Raw genomic sequence first — 16762 nt, 5'->3', positions numbered from 1 at the left:
GAACGGCCCGCACGGACGCCATGGCGGCTGTGCTTCAATAGCCACCCGTACGGCGAATAGCAGTCAGCCATGAACGATCCATTCCAAGGCTTATCGTCGGTGCCGCATCTGACGACGGCGCTCACCGGACCGCTGCTGCGGCTCGAGACGCAGCTACTCCAGGCGCAGGTCACGATCGAACGCTGGTTCCGCGACCATTGGCGGGTCACGCCGGCGCCGATCTACGCCTCTGTCGATCTGCGTAACGCCGGCTTCAAACTGGCGCCGGTGGACACCAACCTGTTTCCGGGCGGCTTCAACAACCTTGGCGACCGCTTTTTGCCGCTGTGTGTGCAGGCCATGCAGACCGCGATCGAGCACGTATGCCCGAATTCGAGCGACGTGTTGCTGGTACCGGAAAGCCATACGCGCAACCTTTTCTACCTGGAAAATGTGGCGGTGTTGCGGCGCATCCTGGAGAGCGCCGGTTATACCGTGCGTATCGGGTCGCTGTTGCCGGATCTTGCCGAGGCGCAGACCCTGAGCCTGCCGTCCGGCGCCAGCTTGCGTCTAGAGCCGATCGAGCGGCGCGGCGACAAGGTCGGCGTGGCCGGATTCACGCCCTGTTTCGTGCTGCTGAACAACGATTTGTCGAGCGGCCGGCCGGCGGTGCTGGAGGGCATCAGCCAGCCGGTCCTGCCGCCGATGGCGCTGGGCTGGGCGCAGCGGCGAAAGTCCGAGCATTTCAGACATTACCGCGACGTGGCGCGCGAGTTCGGGGAGCTGCTTGACCTCGACCCGTGGTTTATCGACCCGTATTTTCGCCAGTGCGGCGAGGTGAACTTCCTCGCCCGCACCGGCGAGGAATGCCTGGCCAGCAACCTCGAAGTGTTGTTGTCGTCCATCCGCAAGAAGTACGACGAGTACGGCATCGACCGCGAACCGTTCGTGATCATCAAGGCCGACTCCGGCAGCTATGGCATGGGCGTGATGACGGCACGCAGCGTGGACGACGTGCGCGACCTGAACCGCAAGGAACGCAAGCGCATGGCGGCCAGCAAGGAAGGCCAGGCCGTCAGCGAGGTGATCATGCAGGAGGGGGTTTACAGCCTCGAGACGGTGGGCGAACCGCCGGCGGTGGCCGAACCGGTGGTGTACATGATCAATCATCATGTGGTCGGCGGGTTCTATCGGGTGCATACCCAGCGCGGCGCGGACGAGAACCTGAACGCCCCCGGCGCGCACTTCGAGCCGCTGGCCTTTGTCGAGCCCTGCAACACGCCGGACTGCGAGCAGGCCCCCGACGCCGCACCGAACCGGTTCTACGCTTACGGCGTGGTCGCGCGCCTGGCGCTGCTGGCCGCAGCGCGGGAGGTGGCGGCGCATGGCTAGCTACCGGGTCGGGGTGATCATGGACCCCATCGATCGGATCAAGCCGAAGAAGGACACTTCGCTGGCGCTGATGCTGGAGGCGCAGCGCCGGGGCTGCGAGCTGCATTACATGGAGCAGTCGGACCTGCTGATGCGAGACGGCGAGGTGTTCGCCAACCGGCGCCTGGTGGAGGTCTCGGACGACCCCAAACACTGGTTCGCGTTTACGGGCGAGGTATACGGGCCGCTTGCAGAACTGGATGTGATCCTGATGCGCAAGGATCCGCCAGTGGACGCCGAGTATCTGTACACCACCTACCTGCTGGAACGGGTGGAGCACGCGGGCGCGCTGGTGGTGAACCGACCGCAGGCGCTGCGCGAGGTGAACGAGAAGCTCTACACAGCCTGGTTCGGACAGTGCACACCACCGACGCTGGTCACCAGCAGCGGGCGCCACATCCGGGAGTTCCTGGACGAACACGGCGACATCATCGTAAAGCCACTCGACATGATGGGCGGCGCATCGGTGTTTCGCCTGCGCGAGGGTGACCCGAACGTAGGTGTCATCATCGAAGTCATGACCCAGCACCAGGCGCGCTCGATCATGGCGCAGCGCTACATCCCGGACATCGCGCACGGCGACAAGCGCATCCTGATGGTGGACGGTGAACCGGTCGCCTACGCCCTGGCGCGCATTCCGGCTGCTGGTGAAACGCGCGGCAATCTCGCCGCCGGCGGCCGCGGCGAGGGCCGCGAATTGAGCGACCACGACCGCTGGATTGCCGAGCAGGTGGGGCCGACCTTGCGCGCCAAGGGGCTGCTGTTCGTGGGTCTGGACGTCATCGGCGATTACCTAACCGAGATCAACGTCACCAGCCCAACCTGCGCGCGCGAACTGGACGCCATTTATGGCATCAACATCGCTGGCCAGGTGTTCGACGCCATCGAGCGCTGCCTGGCCGAGCACTGAACGCCGCCATCGCGGCATGAGTTACGCACCCGCCCTGATGCCCACACCGCCGCTGGTCGGTAGCCGGCTGACGCTGACCGTGCTGTACGCCCTGGCACTGCACCTGGTTTTGGGGCTGGGCTTTCATCTGGCTCCGCCGCGTCCCGCCAAACCGGCGGCCGCGCCGCGCCTGGAGATCACCCTGGTGCAGCGGCCGCGGACCAGCGCCCCTGCGCCCAAGGACGCCGATTATCTGGCCGAGGTCAGCCAGGATGGCGGCGGCAATCAGCCAAAGCCCAAGGTGCCGACCAGCGTCGCGCCGGGTCAGCCGGCGCCCACCGCAATCGCCCCTTCGGCGCGCCCGACCCCGGCGGTGGCGACGCCGGCACCGATCCACCGCCAATTGCTCACAGCCTCCCGGCCCAAGCCGGCGGCGGTCGCGACCGCGCCCAAGCCCGGCCCGGTGGCACAAACGCCCAGCGCCGCGGAGCTGATGAGCGGTGCGCGCCGCTATGCCCGGCTCGAGGCGCGCCTGGCCGAGCAGCAGAGCGCCTATGCCAAGTTGCCGCGCGAGAAATTCATTACCGCCCGAACCCGCGAGTACAAGTACGCCGCCTATATGGAAGCCTGGCGACGCAAGGTGGAGGCCGTCGGCATCCTGAACTACCCGGCGGAGGCGCGGCGCCAGGGGCTGTCCGGCAGCCTGCTGTTGACGGTGCGGGTGAACGCCGACGGCAGTATTGGAGAGGCCACCCTGCGGCGCAGTTCCGGCCATGTGTTGCTGGATCAGGCGGCCCGCAACATCGTGCGCTGGGCGGCGCCGTATGCGCCGTTTCCACCGAATATTCGTGCCGAAGCCGACGTGCTGGTGATTACCCGCACCTGGCAGTTTGTGGATGGACGCGCCCTTGCCGGCGATTGATGGCGGAGTACGAAAGGCGCGCTCGCCTACCGCTGGCGCGCGGGCGGCGCAGGGTTGGCGTGCGGCACGCTGCTAGAATGCGCTCATGCCCGACGCACTGGATCTGAGCCATCACTTGCTGATTGCCATGCCGGCGTTGGCTGATGGCAATTTCCGGCAGACCGTCACCTATCTGTGCGAGCACAATGAGCAGGGTGCGCTGGGGCTGATCGTGAACCGCCCGCTCGACCTGACCCTGGGCGATCTGTTGCACCAGATAGGCCTGGAGCCGGCGAACGCAGCCATTGCCGCGCAGCCGGTCTACGCCGGTGGCCCGGTCCAGGACAACGCTGTTCTGATCCTGCACCGACCCCTGGGGCGTTGGGACTCGACCCTGGCGGTAACCGGCGATATCGGCCTGACCGGCTCCATGGACCTGCTGGCGACCATTGCCCGCGGATCCGGCCCCGGCGACTATCTGGTCTGTCTGGGCTACGCGGGCTGGGGCGCCGGGCAACTGGAACAGGAACTGGCCGACAACGCCTGGCTGACCGCGTCAGCGCAATCCGACCTGTTGTTCGAGCTGCCGGTCGCAGAGCGCTGGCGGGCTGCGGCGGCGTCGATCGGGGTCGATCTGGCACTACTGGCCAGCCGCGCCGGTCACGCGTGAGCGTCATAGTCGTGCTTGGTTTCGACTTCGGCCTGAAACGCATCGGCGTGGCCGTTGGCCAGTCGCTGACCGGCAGCGCCAGTCCGGTGGCGACGCTCGTCAATCCAAGCCTTGGCGGGACCGCCTGGCGGGACATTGACGCCCTGGTAGCACAGTGGCGGCCCACCCAGTTGGTGGTGGGCTTGCCGCTGCCCGCGGACGGGAGTGACACCGAGATCAGCCTCGGCGCTCGCGCGCTGGCCGCCGCGCTGGAGCAACGGAGTGGGCTGGCGGTGGCGCTGGTAGACGAACGTTTGTCCTCGCATGCTGCCGAGGAGCGGCTGCGGGCGAGCGGCGTGCGCGGCGACGATGTGCGCCGCAAGCGCGATTCGGCCGCTGCTGCCCTGATTGTGGAGACCTGGCTTGCGCAGCAGCATCACTGAGGCAGCCCTGGCAGAGGCCCTGGAACGGCTGGGCGATGCCTGCGCCGCGTTGGCCCTGCCAGACCCGTTGCTGGTGGGCATAGAAACGGGGGGCGTATGGCTGGCGCGCTGGCTGCATCAGCGCCTGGGCGCGATGGCGCCGCTGGCAACGCTTGACGCTGGCTTCTATCGGGACGACCTGCACCAGGGTGGCTTCAAGGGGCAGGCGCGGGCGTCCAGCCTGCCGGCCAGCGTCGACGGCCGACACATCCTGCTGGTGGACGATGTGTTGCACACCGGGCGCACTACCTGCGCCGCGTTGCGCGAGCTGTTCGACTTCGGGCGTCCGGCCTGTGTGCGGGTAGCGGTGCTGGTTGATCGTGGCGGCCGTGAGTTGCCGATTGCCCCCGACGCCGTCGGCCTGTGCCTGCAACTGCCAGCGGACCAGCGCCTGCAGCTGCTGGGACCGGAGCCGCTGCGGTTCTCGCTGGAGCCGGCATGAGCGATCTGGTGGCCCTGGCCCAGACCCTGGGCGCCGCCCAGTACGATGCCGGTGGCCGGCTGCGCCATCTGCTGACGCTGGAAGGTTTGCGCCGCGACACTCTTGAGGAACTCTTCAGCCTCGCCGATTCCCTGGTCGAGGTTGGCGAGCGCAGCGTAAAAAAAGTACCCCTGTTGCGCGGCAAGACAGTGGTGTTGCTGTTCTTCGAAGCCTCAACGCGGACCCGCACCACGTTCGAGATCGCCGCCAAACGTCTGTCAGCCGACGTGGTGACCCTGAGCGTGTCGGCTTCAGCCACCGCCAAGGGCGAGAGCCTGCTCGACACCATCGCCAATTTACAGGCCATGCAGACCGACGCTTTTGTGGTGCGCCACGCCGACAGCGGCGCGGCGCAGCTGATCGCCTGCCACGTGGCGCCGCAGGTGGCGGTGGTCAATGCCGGCGATGGCTGTCATGCGCACCCGACGCAGGCCTTGCTGGACCTGTACACCATCCGGCAGCATCGTGGCAGTTTCGACCAGCTCAAGGTAGCCATCGTCGGCGACGTGCTGCACTCACGGGTGGCGCGCTCGCAGCTGGTGGGCCTGCGTCTGCTCGGGGTAAAGGACATCCGCCTGGTGGGCCCGGCGACGCTGGTGCCCGACCGTATGGCCTGCCTGGGCGGGCGGGTCTGCCACGACCTGCGCGAGGGCCTGGCGGACGTCGACGTAGTGCTTATGCTGCGCCTGCAGCGCGAGCGCATGGCTGGTGGGTTTGTGCCGTCCGACCGCGAGTACTTCGAGCTGTATGGCCTGACCGAAACCGCGCTGGCGGTGGCGCGACCCGATGCCCTGGTAATGCACCCGGGGCCAATCAACCGGGGCGTCGAGATCGCCTCCTCGGTAGCTGACTGCGAGCGCTCGCTGATTCTGCCGCAGGTGACCAACGGCATTGCCATCCGCATGGCGGTATTGGCGCAGACCGTCGGTCGGGGGGGCGCCGACGATGCCTGACAGCAGTCGCCTCACCCTGCGCGGCGGACGGGTGCTTGATCCGGCCAACGGCGTCGACGCACAGCTGGACCTGCATGTCGCCGACGGGCGCATTATCGGGTTGGGCGCGGCGCCCGATAACGCCCCCGCGCAGGTCATAGACATCAGCGGCAAGTGGTTGCTGCCGGGCCTGGTCGATCTTGCCGGCCAGGTGGGCAGTCCGGATTCGCTGGCTCGCGGCGAACTGCGCGCCGCCGCGGCCGGCGGCATCACCCGCCTGGCCGTGCCACCGCAGTGTGACGCTGGTCTGGACAATCCGGCTGTGGTCGGGCGCCTGCGCGATGGTGCGCTGGCCCTGGGTATGTTGCGTCTGGCACCGGTGGGCGCACTTACTGCGGGTCTTGCCGGCGAGCGGCTGGCGGAGCTTGGATTGTTGCGACGCGCCGGCTGCCAGTTGGTGAGCCAGGGCGGTCAGCCCATCTCCGCGCGCGTGCTGCGTCGGGCGCTTGAATATGCGCGTGGGCATGATCTGACCGTGGTGCTGGACGCCGAGGACCCGCAGCTTGCCGTCGATGGCTGTGTGCATGAGGGCGAGGTCGCCGTGGTGCTGGGTCTGACCGGGATTCCGGTGGCCGCCGAAGTCGTCGCCCTGTCCCGGGCGCTGGCATTGGCCACCACCTGCGATACCCGCGTGCACCTGCACGGGTTGTCCAGCGCCGCCGGCGTGTCCTTGCTGCGCTCGGCCAAGGCGGCCGGCTTGCCGGTAACGGCCGATGCCGTGATCTGGAATTTGCACTACACCGATCAGGACATCGGCGCTTACGATCCGGCATTTCACCTGCGCCCACCGCTGCGCGAAGCCGGCGACCGGGCGGCGCTGCGCGAGGCGCTGGCCGATGGCACGCTGGATGCCGTGTGTTCCGACCACCGACCCCACGACGGCGAGGCCAAGCGTCAGCCGTTTGCCCGTTGCCTGCCGGGCGTGGCCGGTTTCGAGGCGCTGTTACCGTTGACATTGCAGCTGGTAGAGGCAGGCGTGTTACCCCTGGAGCGTGCGCTGGCGGCGCTGACCAGCGGGCCGGCGGCGGTGCTCGGCGCGGGTGGCACGCTGGCGGTCGGCGCACCCGCCGATTTGTGCGTAGTGGATGCCGAGCAAACCTGGCAGGTTGGTGCCGACACCTGGCACAGCGCCGGACGATGCACGCCGGTATGGGGGAAAAGCCTGCGTGGACGGGTCACGCTCACCTTGCTGGCCGGTCGGCCGGTGTACGGCATGGAAGAGTCCAGCCGTGGCCGGTGAGGCCAGCAAAGTCGGCTCCATCGTTCTGCAGGACGCTCGGGTAGAGGCCAACGAGGCGCTGCCGGGGGGCCACTACCTGCTGCGTCTGACAGCGCCCGATATTGCCGGTCGTGCCCGGCCGGGACAGTTCGTGCAGCTGCGCTGCGGGCCGGATCTGCCGCTGCGTCGGCCGCTGTCCATCCTTCGCGCTGTACCGCGCGACGGACAGATCGAGCTGCTGTACAAGGCGGTTGGCCTGGGTACCCGGCAGCTGACCGAGCGCTCGCGCGGGCAGTTGCTGAGCGTGCTCGGGCCGATCGGCGAGCCGTTTGCCCCGGATCCCGGCCGGCCGCGAGTGCTGGCCATAGGGGGTGGTGTAGGTATGCCGCCGATGCTGTTTCTGGCGCAGACCTTGCGTCAGGCGCCGTGGCTGCCGCTGCTGCTGCTGGGTTCGGAGGTGGCATTTCCGTTCCAGCCACGGCCGTCCACGCTGCTGCTGGAGGGCATGCCGCACGGCACCATTGCCGCGTTGCCGCTGGCCGAAGACTGGGGCATTCCGAGCCGGCTTGCGTCGGGTCAGGGTTTCCCCGGCTGTTTCGACGGACACGTCACGGCCCTTGCAGAAGCGTATCTTCAAACCCTGTCGGCGCAAACGCTGCGGCTGACGCAAATCATGGCCTGTGGACCGACGCCGATGTTGCGGGCGATAGCCGGGGTGGCGGCGCGTTAGTGCTTGCCGGCGCAGCTGTGCCTGGAAGAGCATATGGCCTGTGGGGTCGGTGGCTGTGCCGGGTGCGTGGTGCAGTTGGCGACCCCGGCCGGGCCGGTCATGGCTCGGGTGTGTGTGGATGGGCCGGTGTTCGAGGCGGCGGCGGTCTATCCCGACCTATTCACCGCCACCGGCACCTGAGCCGGTACACCTTTTCCGCGACACATGCCCCGGCAGGGGCGATCGGTCATCCACCATCCACAACACAGGAGCACTACCATGTCGGGCAAGGACATCACCATCAAGGCCGGGGACGACGCCTTTTCGGCCTATCTGGCCACCACCGCCGGGCAGGCGGCCGGTAGCGTCGTCGTCATCCAGGAGATCTTTGGCGTCAACAGCCATATCCGCGCCGTATGCGACCGTCTGGCGGCAGCAGGCTTCACTGCGCTGGCGCCGGACCTGTTCCACCACAGCGAGCCTGGAGTGCAGCTTGGTTACGCCGAGACCGACGTAAACCGTGGCTTCGGGCTGATGCAGCAGATGGACCAGGGCAAGGCACTGGCCGACCTCGACGCCTGCATTGCCGACTTGCGCTCTCACGGCGGCAAGGTGGCGCTGCTTGGCTTCTGCATGGGCGGGCTGCTCGCCTTTCGGGGCGCCGCCAATCTGAAGCCGGACGCCGCGGTGGCCTATTACGGCGGCGGCATCGCCAGTTGCCTGGGCGAGGCCGGCAGCATCGCCTGTCCGATCCAGTTTCATTTCGGTGAAAAAGACCATTTCATTCCGATGACCGACGTCGAGAAAGTTCGGGCTGCCACCGACGGGCTGAAGGAAACGGAGCTGTACGTCTACCCGGCCGATCACGGCTTCAACTGCGACCAGCGCGGGAGCTACGATGCCGAGGCGGCGCGCCTGGCCTGGCAGCGCAGTGTGGACTTTCTGCACCGCCATCTGGGTTGACGCCGTCATCGGCCTGTCGCCGAACTGCAACAATTTTGTCGCTAAATGGCCCTACCCATGAGCTTCACTGGTCAGTGATTTCCACCCAAGCGGCGGGCGCCTATGTCGATACGCGTTCTGATTGTCGAAGACGAGCCGGCCATTCGTGAAATGATCGGTTTCGCCCTGGCCGGGCACGGCTACGCATGCGATGTGGCTGGCGATGTGCGCCGGGCCCGTGCCCTGGTTGCGGACTGCAACCCGGACCTGATTGTCCTGGACTGGATGCTGCCGGGCCAAAGCGGCATCGAGTTTGCGCGTGAACTGAAGCGTGATCCGGGCACACGCGAAATCCCGATCATCATGCTGACCGCCCGCACCCAGGAGGCAGAGGTGGTAACCGGCCTGGATGCGGGTGCTGACGACTACATGACCAAGCCGTTCTCGCCCCGGGAGCTGGCCGCTCGCATCAAGGCTGTGCTGCGCCGCAGCGCGCCCCACGCCGCCGGTGAGGCGCTTGCGGTTGACGGATTGTCGCTGGATCCGGTCAGCCACCGGGTCGCGGCGCAAGGCGCGGATCTGAAGCTCGGACCCACCGAATTCCGGTTGTTGCAGTTCCTGATGGCCCACCCGGATCGTGTTTACAGTCGCGGTCAGCTTATCGATCAGGTGTGGGGACGCAATGTGTATATCGAGGAACGCACGGTGGACGTGCACGTGCGTCGACTGCGCGAGGCCCTGGCCCCGGCCTGCAAGGATCAGCTGATCCAGACCGTGCGCGGAGCCGGTTATCGGTTGTCGGCGGGGCATTGACCGATGGCCGGCGGCTGGCTTGCCGAAGCCGCCATCGGCGGCGGGCTGATAACGGCGGGGTTCATCCTCGGGCTGGTTGCGGGTAACGGAAGCAACGGTGCGGTCGCCGGTTTGGCGCTGTACGCCGGCTGGCACCTGCGCAACGTGCTCAGACTTGGCCACAGTCTGCGCCGCGACGGTGACACACCCGAGTCACTGGGCTTGTGGGGCGATCTGTTCGAGCGTCTGCACCGGGCGCGCCGCGAGGCCCTGGCTGGCCGCCGCAGACTGACGCAGATCGTGCAGCGCTTCGAGGATTCAAGTGCTGCCTTGCCGGACGCGGCGGTGGTGCTCGGTGACGGCGGTCGCATTGACTGGTGCAACGAGGCGGCTGAGCGCCTGCTGGGTCTGAGTACGCCGCGGGATCTGGGCCAGCGCATCACGAATGTTGTGCGTCACCCGGACTTCGCGAGCTATTTCAATGGCCAGGGCGCGCGCGCGGATGGGGTCGAATTTTTGTCCCCGGTACGCAACGACCTGGCCCTGCACGCGCAGTTGGTCAGCTTCGGACACGGCCGGGTCTTGCTGGTGGTGCGCGATATCACCCAGGTCCAGCGCTTGGAGCAAATCCGTCGGGACTTCGTGGCCAATGCCTCGCACGAGCTGCGCACGCCGCTGACGGTGGTCCACGGCTTCCTGGAAACGCTCACCAGCGACATGGCCGCCGTGCCGCAGCGCTGGCAGCGGCCACTGGAGCTGATGAACCAGCAGACCTTGCGCATGCAGCACATCGTTGACGACATGTTGATCCTGGCGCGTCTGGAGGGCGACGGCACGCGCGGCATGGACAGCGACCTCGATGTGCCGACCCTGTTGAAGTCGATACGCGGCGAGGCGCTGGTGCTCAGCGGTAGCCACGGACACCGCATTGATCTTGATGCTGACCCCGCGTTGTGGCTGCGCGGCAACGAACTCGAACTGCGCAGCGCGTTCACCAACCTGATCAGCAATGCCATACAGCACACGCCGGACGGTTGCGTGGTCAATATTCGTTGGCGGGCGCACGGCGGCGGCGCGTTGCTGGAGGTGCAGGACCATGGCGAAGGCATCGCCCCTGAGCACCTGCCGCGCCTGAGCGAGCGCTTTTATCGCGTTGATGCCAGCCGCTCGCGGGCGCTTGGCGGTACCGGGCTTGGGCTGGCGATCGTCAAGCACGCGCTGGCCAGACACGGCGCCGAGTTGCGGATCACCAGCGAACTTGGCCAGGGCAGCACGTTCAGCTGCGTGTTTCCGGCCGGCCTGTCACGGCGCGTGGCTTGCGCGACGGCTGCTGCTGTCGACCCGGCGCCGTAATCTTCCGGTCATAAATCCCTGCAACACTGGCTGCGGTTGACGACGGCTACCCGCCGATCGTTTGCCGCGCCGACGGTGGCCAGAGTGTTTTCGGGTGACGCGCATGTCACCCCGGCATAATCAGGGAGTCCCAATATGCGTTCTTTGATGGCAAGTTTTTGTGGTGGCCTGCTATTGGCAGCTGCCATCCCGGCCAGCGCCTCGGTCGATGGCAAATTGCTTGACATGTTGCTCGCCAACGGCTCGATCACGGCCGCCCAGCATGCCGAGCTGTCCGCCGATCTGGCGCGCGAAACCAAGGCCGCGCAGCGCGCCGCCGGCAAGCAGGTCAAGTCCGAACAACTAGCAGCGCTGGAGCAGAAGCTGGCCTGGGCCGCCAATACCCAGCTCAAGGGCGACGTGCGAGTACGTTACGAGAACATCCACATCGAGGACGAGCTGGACAATGGCGGCCGCGACAAGGACCGTCAGCGTATCCGGGCTCGTCTGGGCGCCTTCAGCCAGGTCAATCCCGAGGTCGAGGCCGGCATCCAGATTGCATCGGGTGGCGGCAAGGAGGCCCGCTCCACCAACCAGGACATGAGTGATTACTTCAGCAAGAAAGATCTGTGGCTGGACCTGGCCTATATCGACTATCACCCGCTGCAGGTGCCGGGCCTGAACGTGTTCGGCGGCAAGATGAAGCAGCCGTGGCTCAGCGTCGGGGACGTGATCTGGGACAGCGACGTCAACCCCGAGGGCGCGGCGGCGACCTACAAGCGCCAATTCGGCGACGCCGAGCTGTTCGGCAGCGCCGGCTACTTCGTGCTGCAGGACAACATCGACGGCGAGGGCGTGCAGTTCGAGCATGACCTGCGCCTGTATGCCGGTCAGGTCGGCGCGCGCCTTGCCCCCGCCGACAGCGTGAAGGTGACGCTCGGCGGCAGTGTGTTCGGCTACGACAATGATGAAGACGCGCCGGGTACGGGCGCCCTGCGCGCCAACGGCAATACCACTGACGAGTTCCGGCTGTACGAGGCATTCGGTCAACTCGACCTGATCGGCTTGCCGCTGCCGTTGTCGGTATACGGCCAGTACGTGCTTAACGGCGCGGCACGGGGCGTGGACAAGGGCCAGGACCAGGCCTGGTTGGTCGGCATCATGACGCGCCTGTTTGATGTTGGCGTCGATTACAACTACCGCGACGTCCAGCGCAACGGCGTGGTCGGGGCGTTTGCCGACTCCGATTTTGCTGCCGGCTACGTTGGCTCGCGCGGCCACAAGCTGAAGCTGAAATATGACCTGAGCAAGAATTTCGCCGTCGGCGCCAGCTATTTTCGGGCGCAGTCGGATGTCGCAAGCCGGTTTACCGACGATGCCGGGGTCAGCACCCTGCAGATGGATGTCGAGGCGAAGTTCTGACGCCGGCCTGTAACGCGACTGTCACATTGCTCGCCCACACTTCCGACAGCCGATGTTTCCTGCTTACTCATGGAGCACTCTCGATGCAGCGTTTTTCTGATTCCATTCGGGCCCGCGTGCGGGTGGCTGGTTTTCTGACCGCTCTGGCCGGCTGTTTTTCGCCCGTCGTGGCCGATGCCGCCGGTTTGATCAAGATAGATGGCTCAAGCACGGTTTATCCCATCACCGAGGCGGTGGCCGAAGAATTTCAGATCGCCACCGGCAACCGGGTCACGGTGGGCATCTCCGGCACGGGCGGCGGCTTTAAGCGCTTTTGCCGCGGCGAAACCGATATCTCCAACGCCTCACGGCCGATTCTGCGTGAGGAAATGACTGCCTGTGCCCAGGCCGGTGTCAAGTACATCGAGCTGCCTGTTGCGTATGACGCCATCACCGTGGTGGTCAGCAAGGACAACGATTTCGTCGACTACCTGACGGTGGAGGAATTGAAAAAGATGTGGGAGCCTCTCGCCCAAGGCAAGGTGACCAGTTGGAAGCAAATCCGGGACGGGTTCCCGGACATGCCCCTGAAGCTGGCCGGCGCTGGCGCCGACTCCGGCACCTTCGACTATTTCACCGAAGCGGTTGTTGGCAAGGCCAAGTCGTCCCGGGGCGATTACCAGGCCAGCGAGGATGACAATGTGACCGTGCAGTTCGTGTCCCGTGACAAGGGTGCGGTCGGATATTTCGGCCTCGCCTACTACGAGGAAAACAAGAACAAGCTCAAGGCGGTGCCGATCAAGGCCAATGCAGGCTCGGCGCAAGTATTACCGTCGATGGAAACGGTAAACAACGGCACCTATCAACCCTTGTCCCGCCCGGTCTTTATCTACGTGAAGCAGAAGGCCACGCGCCGCCCGGAAGTGCGGGAGTTTGTCGAGTTCTACCTGAAGGAAGGCGGCGAACTGGCCAAGGAGGTGGGATACGTGAACCTGCCGTCTGCCGCGTACGCGCTGGCCGTGAAAAACTTTCAGGGCGGCAAGCTCGGGACCGGTTTTGGTGGTGCATCCGAGGTCGGCCTGAAAGTGGAAGAACTGCTCAAGCGCGAGGGCGAGCTCTGAGCGGCCGGAGGTCGTGTTTGGGAAGTACTGCGTGCGCTCCCCGGCCCCGGCCGAGGCATCACAGGCGCTGCAGATTGCCCTGCCAGATCACCGCTTCAGGTAAAGTTTGCCGCCCCGGAACCGCGCCAGCCCTTCTGTAGTCAGCCCTGTGAATACCGCGTCCACCGCTATCCAGTCCGATCGCTTTTCCCATCGGGCGCTTCGCCACTGGGGTGAGCGGCTGATCGAGGGCTTACTGTTCCTGGCGGCGTTCTCTGCCGTGGCGGTGACCGTTGCCATCATCGGCATTCTGTTTTACGAGTCGTTGTCGTTCTTTGAACATGTGCCGCTGAGGGATTTTCTGACCGACACCCAGTGGACCATCATGTTTGCCGACAAGCACTACGGCATTGCGCCGTTGGTGGCCGGCACGCTGACGACCACCGGTGTTGCCCTGCTGCTGGCGGTGCCGGTTGGCACCGTGACGGCGATCTACCTGAGCGAATTCGCGGGCTACCGCACGCGTGAAATCGTCAAGCCGGTGCTGGAGTTGTTGGCCGGCATTCCGACCGTGGTGTTCGGCTACTTCGCGCTGCTGATGGTGACGCCCGCATTGCAGTGGTTCATGCCGGACCTGCCCGGTTTCAACATGCTGGGGCCAGGCCTGGTGATCGGCATCATGATCATTCCCTACGTGAGTTCCGTGGCCGAGGACGCCATGCGCGCGGTGCCCATGCATATGCGCGAGGGTTCATACGCGATGGGTGCAACGCGGTTGCAGACGGCGCTGAAGGTGGTCATGCCGGCGGCCACCTCGGGCGTGGTGGCGGCCTATATCCTCGGAATTTCGCGAGCCATCGGGGAGACCATGGTGGTCGCGGTTGCCGCCGGCCAGCAGCCGAATTTCACCTTTGACCCGCGTGAGTCCGGGGCCACGATTACCGCCTATATCGTGCAGGTGGCGCTCGGTGACCTGCCCCATGGCAGCCTGGAGTACCAGAGCATCTTCGCCGCTGGCCTGGTGCTGGTGCTGATGACCCTGTTGTTCAATGTGCTGGGACACCTGGTGCGCAAGCGTTTCCGCGAGGCTTATTGATGGCATATGACGCGCAGGCCGTGCGCCGTTTGGTCAGGCGCGGCAAACAGTGGGACAAGGTGTTCGTCATTATCGGGTTGCTGTGCCTGATGGTCGGTGTGCTGACCCTGGCTGTATTACTGGCCGGCCTCGTGCACGACGGTGCCGGCCGGCTGAACTGGGATTTTTTCAGCAACTTTCCGTCGCGCCGGGCAGCCCGGGCCGGCATCCTGAGTGCCCTGGTCGGTTCCAGCCTGGTGATGTTGGTGACGGCGCTGGCGGCTATTCCGCTCGGCATCGCCGCCGGCGTGTACCTGGAAGAGTACGCGCGGCGTAACTGGGTGACCGAGATTATTGAGATCAATGTCACCAACCTGGCCGGTGTGCCGTCCATCGTCTATGGTCTGCTGGCGCTTGGCCTGTTCGTGTACGGCCTGGGCCTGGGCCAGAGCATTCTCACGGCCGGTCTTACTCTGGCGCTGCTTATTCTGCCGGTCATCATTGTCTCTACACGCGAGGCCATCCGCGCCATACCGGGCAGTATCCGCGAGGGCGCCTACGCGCTGGGCTCCACCCGCTGGCAGACGGTGCGCGACCACGTGGTGCCGTATTCGACCGGCGGTATCCTGACCGGCGTGATCATCGGTCTGGCGCGCGCCATCGGCGAAACCGCGCCGATCATCACCATCGGCGCGCTGACGTTTATCGCCTTCCTGCCGCCAGCCCCGGTGACAGGGGATTTCCCGTTCATCTCCTTCGAGTGGCTCACCTCGCCATTCACGGTGATGCCGATACAGATGTTCAACTGGCTGTCGCGTCCCCAGGTGGCATTCCAGGAGAATGCCGCCGCTGCGGGCATGGTGCTGGTAGTGATGACCCTGGTGATGAACGCGGCGGCCATCTGGTTGCGCGTGCGCTACCGCAAACGGATCAAATGGTGAGGGACGTCGCGATGGACATGTCAGTTGGCACCGTCACCCAGTCGCTCGACGCGGCCTTGCCACCACTCAAGGCCGAGGCGCGCGACCTCGATTTTTATTATGGTGAATTTCAGGCCTTGAAGAGCGTCAGCCTGCCGGTGGCGGCCAATCGGGTCACTGCGTTGATCGGCCCGTCAGGCTGCGGCAAGTCGACCTTTCTGCGCTGCTTCAACCGTATGCACGATTTATACGACGGCAGCCGCTACAGTGGCGGGATCGTGTTCCAGCCGGACGGCGTCAACATCCTCGACCGGTCGGTGGACCCAATCGAAGTGCGGATGCGTATCGGTATGGTGTTTCAGAAGCCGAACCCGTTTCCGAAGTCGATTTTCGAGAACGTGGCCTACGGGCTGCGGGTTCGGGGCGAGCGCAGCCGGCGAGTGCTGGCCGAGAAGGTGGAAACGGCGTTGCGGGACGCCTCGCTTTGGGACGAGGTCAGCGACCGCCTGGAAGACATGGCCTTCAACCTGTCCGGTGGCCAGCAGCAGCGCCTGTGCATCGCTCGCGCCCTGGCGACAGAGCCCGAGCTGATGCTGTTCGACGAACCGACCTCGGCGCTGGATCCGATTGCCACCGCCAATATCGAAGAGCTGATTCACCGCCTCAAGGACAAGGTGACCATCCTGATCGTCACCCATAACATGCAGCAGGCGGCGCGGGTCTCCGACTACACAGCATTCTTGTACCTGGGCGAGCTGGTGGAATTTGGTGACACCAATATCATCTTCACCAATCCCAGATCGAAGCGGACTGAAGACTACATCACCGGCCGCTACGGCTGACCGCGGGGTATCACCATGACGCTCGGAAAGGACGACATCGGCCATCACATTTCGCAGCAGTTCAACCAGGATCTGGAGAACCTGCGCAGTCACGTGTTGCAGATGGGTGGCGTGGTGGAGCAACAGATCGCGGACGCCATCACCGCGCTCGAAGAGAGCAACTGCGAACTGGCCCTGTCAGTGGTCGAGCGCGATCCTCACGTCAACGCGCTGGAAGTGAATCTCGACGAGGAATGCAGCCGCATCCTGGCGCGCCGCCAGCCGGCGGCCGGTGATCTGCGTCTGATCTTTGCTGTCATCAAGACCGTGACGGACCTGGAGCGCATAGGCGATCAGGCCGAACGGGTCGCGCGCACGGTACTGGAGCTGGCCAAACTGGAGCCCGGTCGTTCACGCCCGCCGATGCGTCCGATGGGTGAGCTGGTGCGACGCCTGCTGAACAAGGCACTGGATGCCTTCGCGCGTCTGGACGTGAATGCGGCCCTGGAAGTCGAACGCGAGGATCTGGAGGTTGACCGCGAATATGAGGCCGTTATGCGCCAGCTGGTCACCTACATGATGGAAGACCCGCGCTCGATCACCTGGGCATTGAATCTGGTATGGGCGGCGCGGGCCCTGGAGCGTAT

The 16762-nt window shown here is 65.5% G+C and carries 17 protein-coding genes and 1 pseudogene; all 18 read left to right on the top strand.

The features are described from left to right. The first annotated feature begins 69 nt into the window (after nucleotides 1-69). A complete protein-coding gene (gshA, locus tag ABZF37_RS09540; RefSeq protein WP_372719266.1) occupies nucleotides 70-1371 on the top strand; it encodes a glutamate--cysteine ligase in 1302 nt (433 codons plus the stop codon). After that, nucleotides 1364-2320: a glutathione synthase gene (gene gshB / locus ABZF37_RS09535; protein ID WP_372719264.1), complete on the top strand. Its 957-nt coding sequence runs from the start codon at nucleotides 1364-1366 to the stop codon at nucleotides 2318-2320. Before gshA ends, gshB begins: the two co-directional genes overlap by 8 nt. Before the next feature lie 16 nt (nucleotides 2321-2336). After that, on the top strand, nucleotides 2337-3221 hold the full coding sequence (locus ABZF37_RS09530; RefSeq protein WP_372719262.1) for a TonB family protein: 885 nt from the start codon (nucleotides 2337-2339) through the stop codon (nucleotides 3219-3221). Between the two features lie 85 nt (nucleotides 3222-3306). After that, nucleotides 3307-3870: a YqgE/AlgH family protein gene (locus ABZF37_RS09525; protein WP_372719260.1), complete on the top strand. Its 564-nt coding sequence runs from the start codon at nucleotides 3307-3309 to the stop codon at nucleotides 3868-3870. Continuing rightward, nucleotides 3867-4292 carry a Holliday junction resolvase RuvX gene (gene ruvX, locus ABZF37_RS09520; RefSeq protein WP_372719257.1) on the top strand — a complete coding sequence of 142 codons (426 nt, stop codon included), beginning with the start codon at nucleotides 3867-3869 and terminating at the stop codon, nucleotides 4290-4292. Before ABZF37_RS09525 ends, ruvX begins: the two co-directional genes overlap by 4 nt. Beyond that, on the top strand, nucleotides 4273-4773 hold the full coding sequence (gene pyrR / locus ABZF37_RS09515; RefSeq protein ID WP_372719255.1) for a bifunctional pyr operon transcriptional regulator/uracil phosphoribosyltransferase PyrR: 501 nt from the start codon (nucleotides 4273-4275) through the stop codon (nucleotides 4771-4773). The genes ruvX and pyrR overlap by 20 nt, the downstream gene beginning before the upstream one ends. After that, complete coding sequence (locus ABZF37_RS09510) at nucleotides 4770-5765, top strand: aspartate carbamoyltransferase catalytic subunit (RefSeq protein ID WP_372719253.1); 996 nt, start codon at nucleotides 4770-4772, stop codon at nucleotides 5763-5765. The genes pyrR and ABZF37_RS09510 overlap by 4 nt, the downstream gene beginning before the upstream one ends. Further along, entirely contained in the window at nucleotides 5758-7044 is a 1287-nt protein-coding gene (locus ABZF37_RS09505) for a dihydroorotase family protein (RefSeq protein ID WP_372719251.1), read from the top strand. Before ABZF37_RS09510 ends, ABZF37_RS09505 begins: the two co-directional genes overlap by 8 nt. After that, a pseudogene (locus ABZF37_RS09500) lies at nucleotides 7034-7933 on the top strand (dihydroorotate dehydrogenase electron transfer subunit). Before ABZF37_RS09505 ends, ABZF37_RS09500 begins: the two are co-directional and overlap by 11 nt. A gap of 78 nt (nucleotides 7934-8011) precedes the next feature. Continuing rightward, on the top strand, nucleotides 8012-8695 hold the full coding sequence (locus ABZF37_RS09495) for a dienelactone hydrolase family protein (protein WP_372719249.1): 684 nt from the start codon (nucleotides 8012-8014) through the stop codon (nucleotides 8693-8695). 102 nt (nucleotides 8696-8797) lie between these two features. Continuing rightward, nucleotides 8798-9487 (top strand): phosphate regulon transcriptional regulator PhoB, encoded by a 690-nt coding sequence (gene phoB, locus ABZF37_RS09490; protein ID WP_372719247.1) that lies wholly within the window; start codon nucleotides 8798-8800, stop codon nucleotides 9485-9487. 3 nt (nucleotides 9488-9490) lie between these two features. After that, nucleotides 9491-10819, top strand: coding sequence for a phosphate regulon sensor histidine kinase PhoR (gene phoR, locus ABZF37_RS09485; RefSeq protein WP_372719244.1), 1329 nt, complete (start codon nucleotides 9491-9493; stop codon nucleotides 10817-10819). 135 nt (nucleotides 10820-10954) lie between these two features. Then, complete coding sequence (locus ABZF37_RS09480) at nucleotides 10955-12220, top strand: putative porin (protein ID WP_372719242.1); 1266 nt, start codon at nucleotides 10955-10957, stop codon at nucleotides 12218-12220. An 83-nt stretch (nucleotides 12221-12303) separates the two neighbouring features. Beyond that, a complete protein-coding gene (locus ABZF37_RS09475; RefSeq protein ID WP_372719268.1) occupies nucleotides 12304-13320 on the top strand; it encodes a PstS family phosphate ABC transporter substrate-binding protein in 1017 nt (338 codons plus the stop codon). A 148-nt stretch (nucleotides 13321-13468) separates the two neighbouring features. Then, nucleotides 13469-14395 (top strand): phosphate ABC transporter permease subunit PstC, encoded by a 927-nt coding sequence (pstC, locus tag ABZF37_RS09470; protein ID WP_372719240.1) that lies wholly within the window; start codon nucleotides 13469-13471, stop codon nucleotides 14393-14395. Continuing rightward, entirely contained in the window at nucleotides 14395-15315 is a 921-nt protein-coding gene (gene pstA, locus ABZF37_RS09465; RefSeq protein ID WP_372719238.1) for a phosphate ABC transporter permease PstA, read from the top strand. The genes pstC and pstA overlap by 1 nt, the downstream gene beginning before the upstream one ends. A gap of 11 nt (nucleotides 15316-15326) precedes the next feature. Beyond that, nucleotides 15327-16136 (top strand): phosphate ABC transporter ATP-binding protein PstB, encoded by an 810-nt coding sequence (gene pstB, locus ABZF37_RS09460; protein ID WP_372719236.1) that lies wholly within the window; start codon nucleotides 15327-15329, stop codon nucleotides 16134-16136. Between the two features lie 15 nt (nucleotides 16137-16151). Then, nucleotides 16152-16762, top strand: a 611-nt coding sequence (gene phoU / locus ABZF37_RS09455; protein WP_372719234.1) for a phosphate signaling complex protein PhoU, incomplete at its 3' end; no start/stop codon positions are given.

It is taken from the genome of Immundisolibacter sp., from assembly GCF_041601295.1.
GTDB lineage: Bacteria > Pseudomonadota > Gammaproteobacteria > Immundisolibacterales > Immundisolibacteraceae > Immundisolibacter.
Note: the sequence above shows the minus strand (reverse complement) of the source record. Positions and strands in the feature narration are given on the sequence as shown.

Excerpts from the sequence above, each read along its gene's own strand:
- ABZF37_RS09475 (WP_372719268.1), top strand. The coding sequence starts at position 12,304 with ATGCAGCGTTTTTCTGATTCCATTCGGGCCCGCGTGCGGGTGGCTGGT.
- phoB (WP_372719247.1), top strand. The coding sequence starts at position 8,798 with ATGTCGATACGCGTTCTGATTGTCGAAGACGAGCCGGCCATTCGTGAA.
- phoR (WP_372719244.1), top strand. The coding sequence starts at position 9,491 with ATGGCCGGCGGCTGGCTTGCCGAAGCCGCCATCGGCGGCGGGCTGATA.
- gshB (WP_372719264.1), top strand. The coding sequence starts at position 1,364 with ATGGCTAGCTACCGGGTCGGGGTGATCATGGACCCCATCGATCGGATC.
- ABZF37_RS09495 (WP_372719249.1), top strand. The coding sequence starts at position 8,012 with ATGTCGGGCAAGGACATCACCATCAAGGCCGGGGACGACGCCTTTTCG.
- ABZF37_RS09480 (WP_372719242.1), top strand. The coding sequence starts at position 10,955 with ATGCGTTCTTTGATGGCAAGTTTTTGTGGTGGCCTGCTATTGGCAGCT.
- gshA (WP_372719266.1), top strand. The coding sequence starts at position 70 with ATGAACGATCCATTCCAAGGCTTATCGTCGGTGCCGCATCTGACGACG.
- ABZF37_RS09505 (WP_372719251.1), top strand. The coding sequence starts at position 5,758 with ATGCCTGACAGCAGTCGCCTCACCCTGCGCGGCGGACGGGTGCTTGAT.
- pstB (WP_372719236.1), top strand. The coding sequence starts at position 15,327 with ATGGACATGTCAGTTGGCACCGTCACCCAGTCGCTCGACGCGGCCTTG.
- ABZF37_RS09510 (WP_372719253.1), top strand. The coding sequence starts at position 4,770 with ATGAGCGATCTGGTGGCCCTGGCCCAGACCCTGGGCGCCGCCCAGTAC.
- ABZF37_RS09525 (WP_372719260.1), top strand. The coding sequence starts at position 3,307 with ATGCCCGACGCACTGGATCTGAGCCATCACTTGCTGATTGCCATGCCG.
- pstA (WP_372719238.1), top strand. The coding sequence starts at position 14,395 with ATGGCATATGACGCGCAGGCCGTGCGCCGTTTGGTCAGGCGCGGCAAA.
- ABZF37_RS09530 (WP_372719262.1), top strand. The coding sequence starts at position 2,337 with ATGAGTTACGCACCCGCCCTGATGCCCACACCGCCGCTGGTCGGTAGC.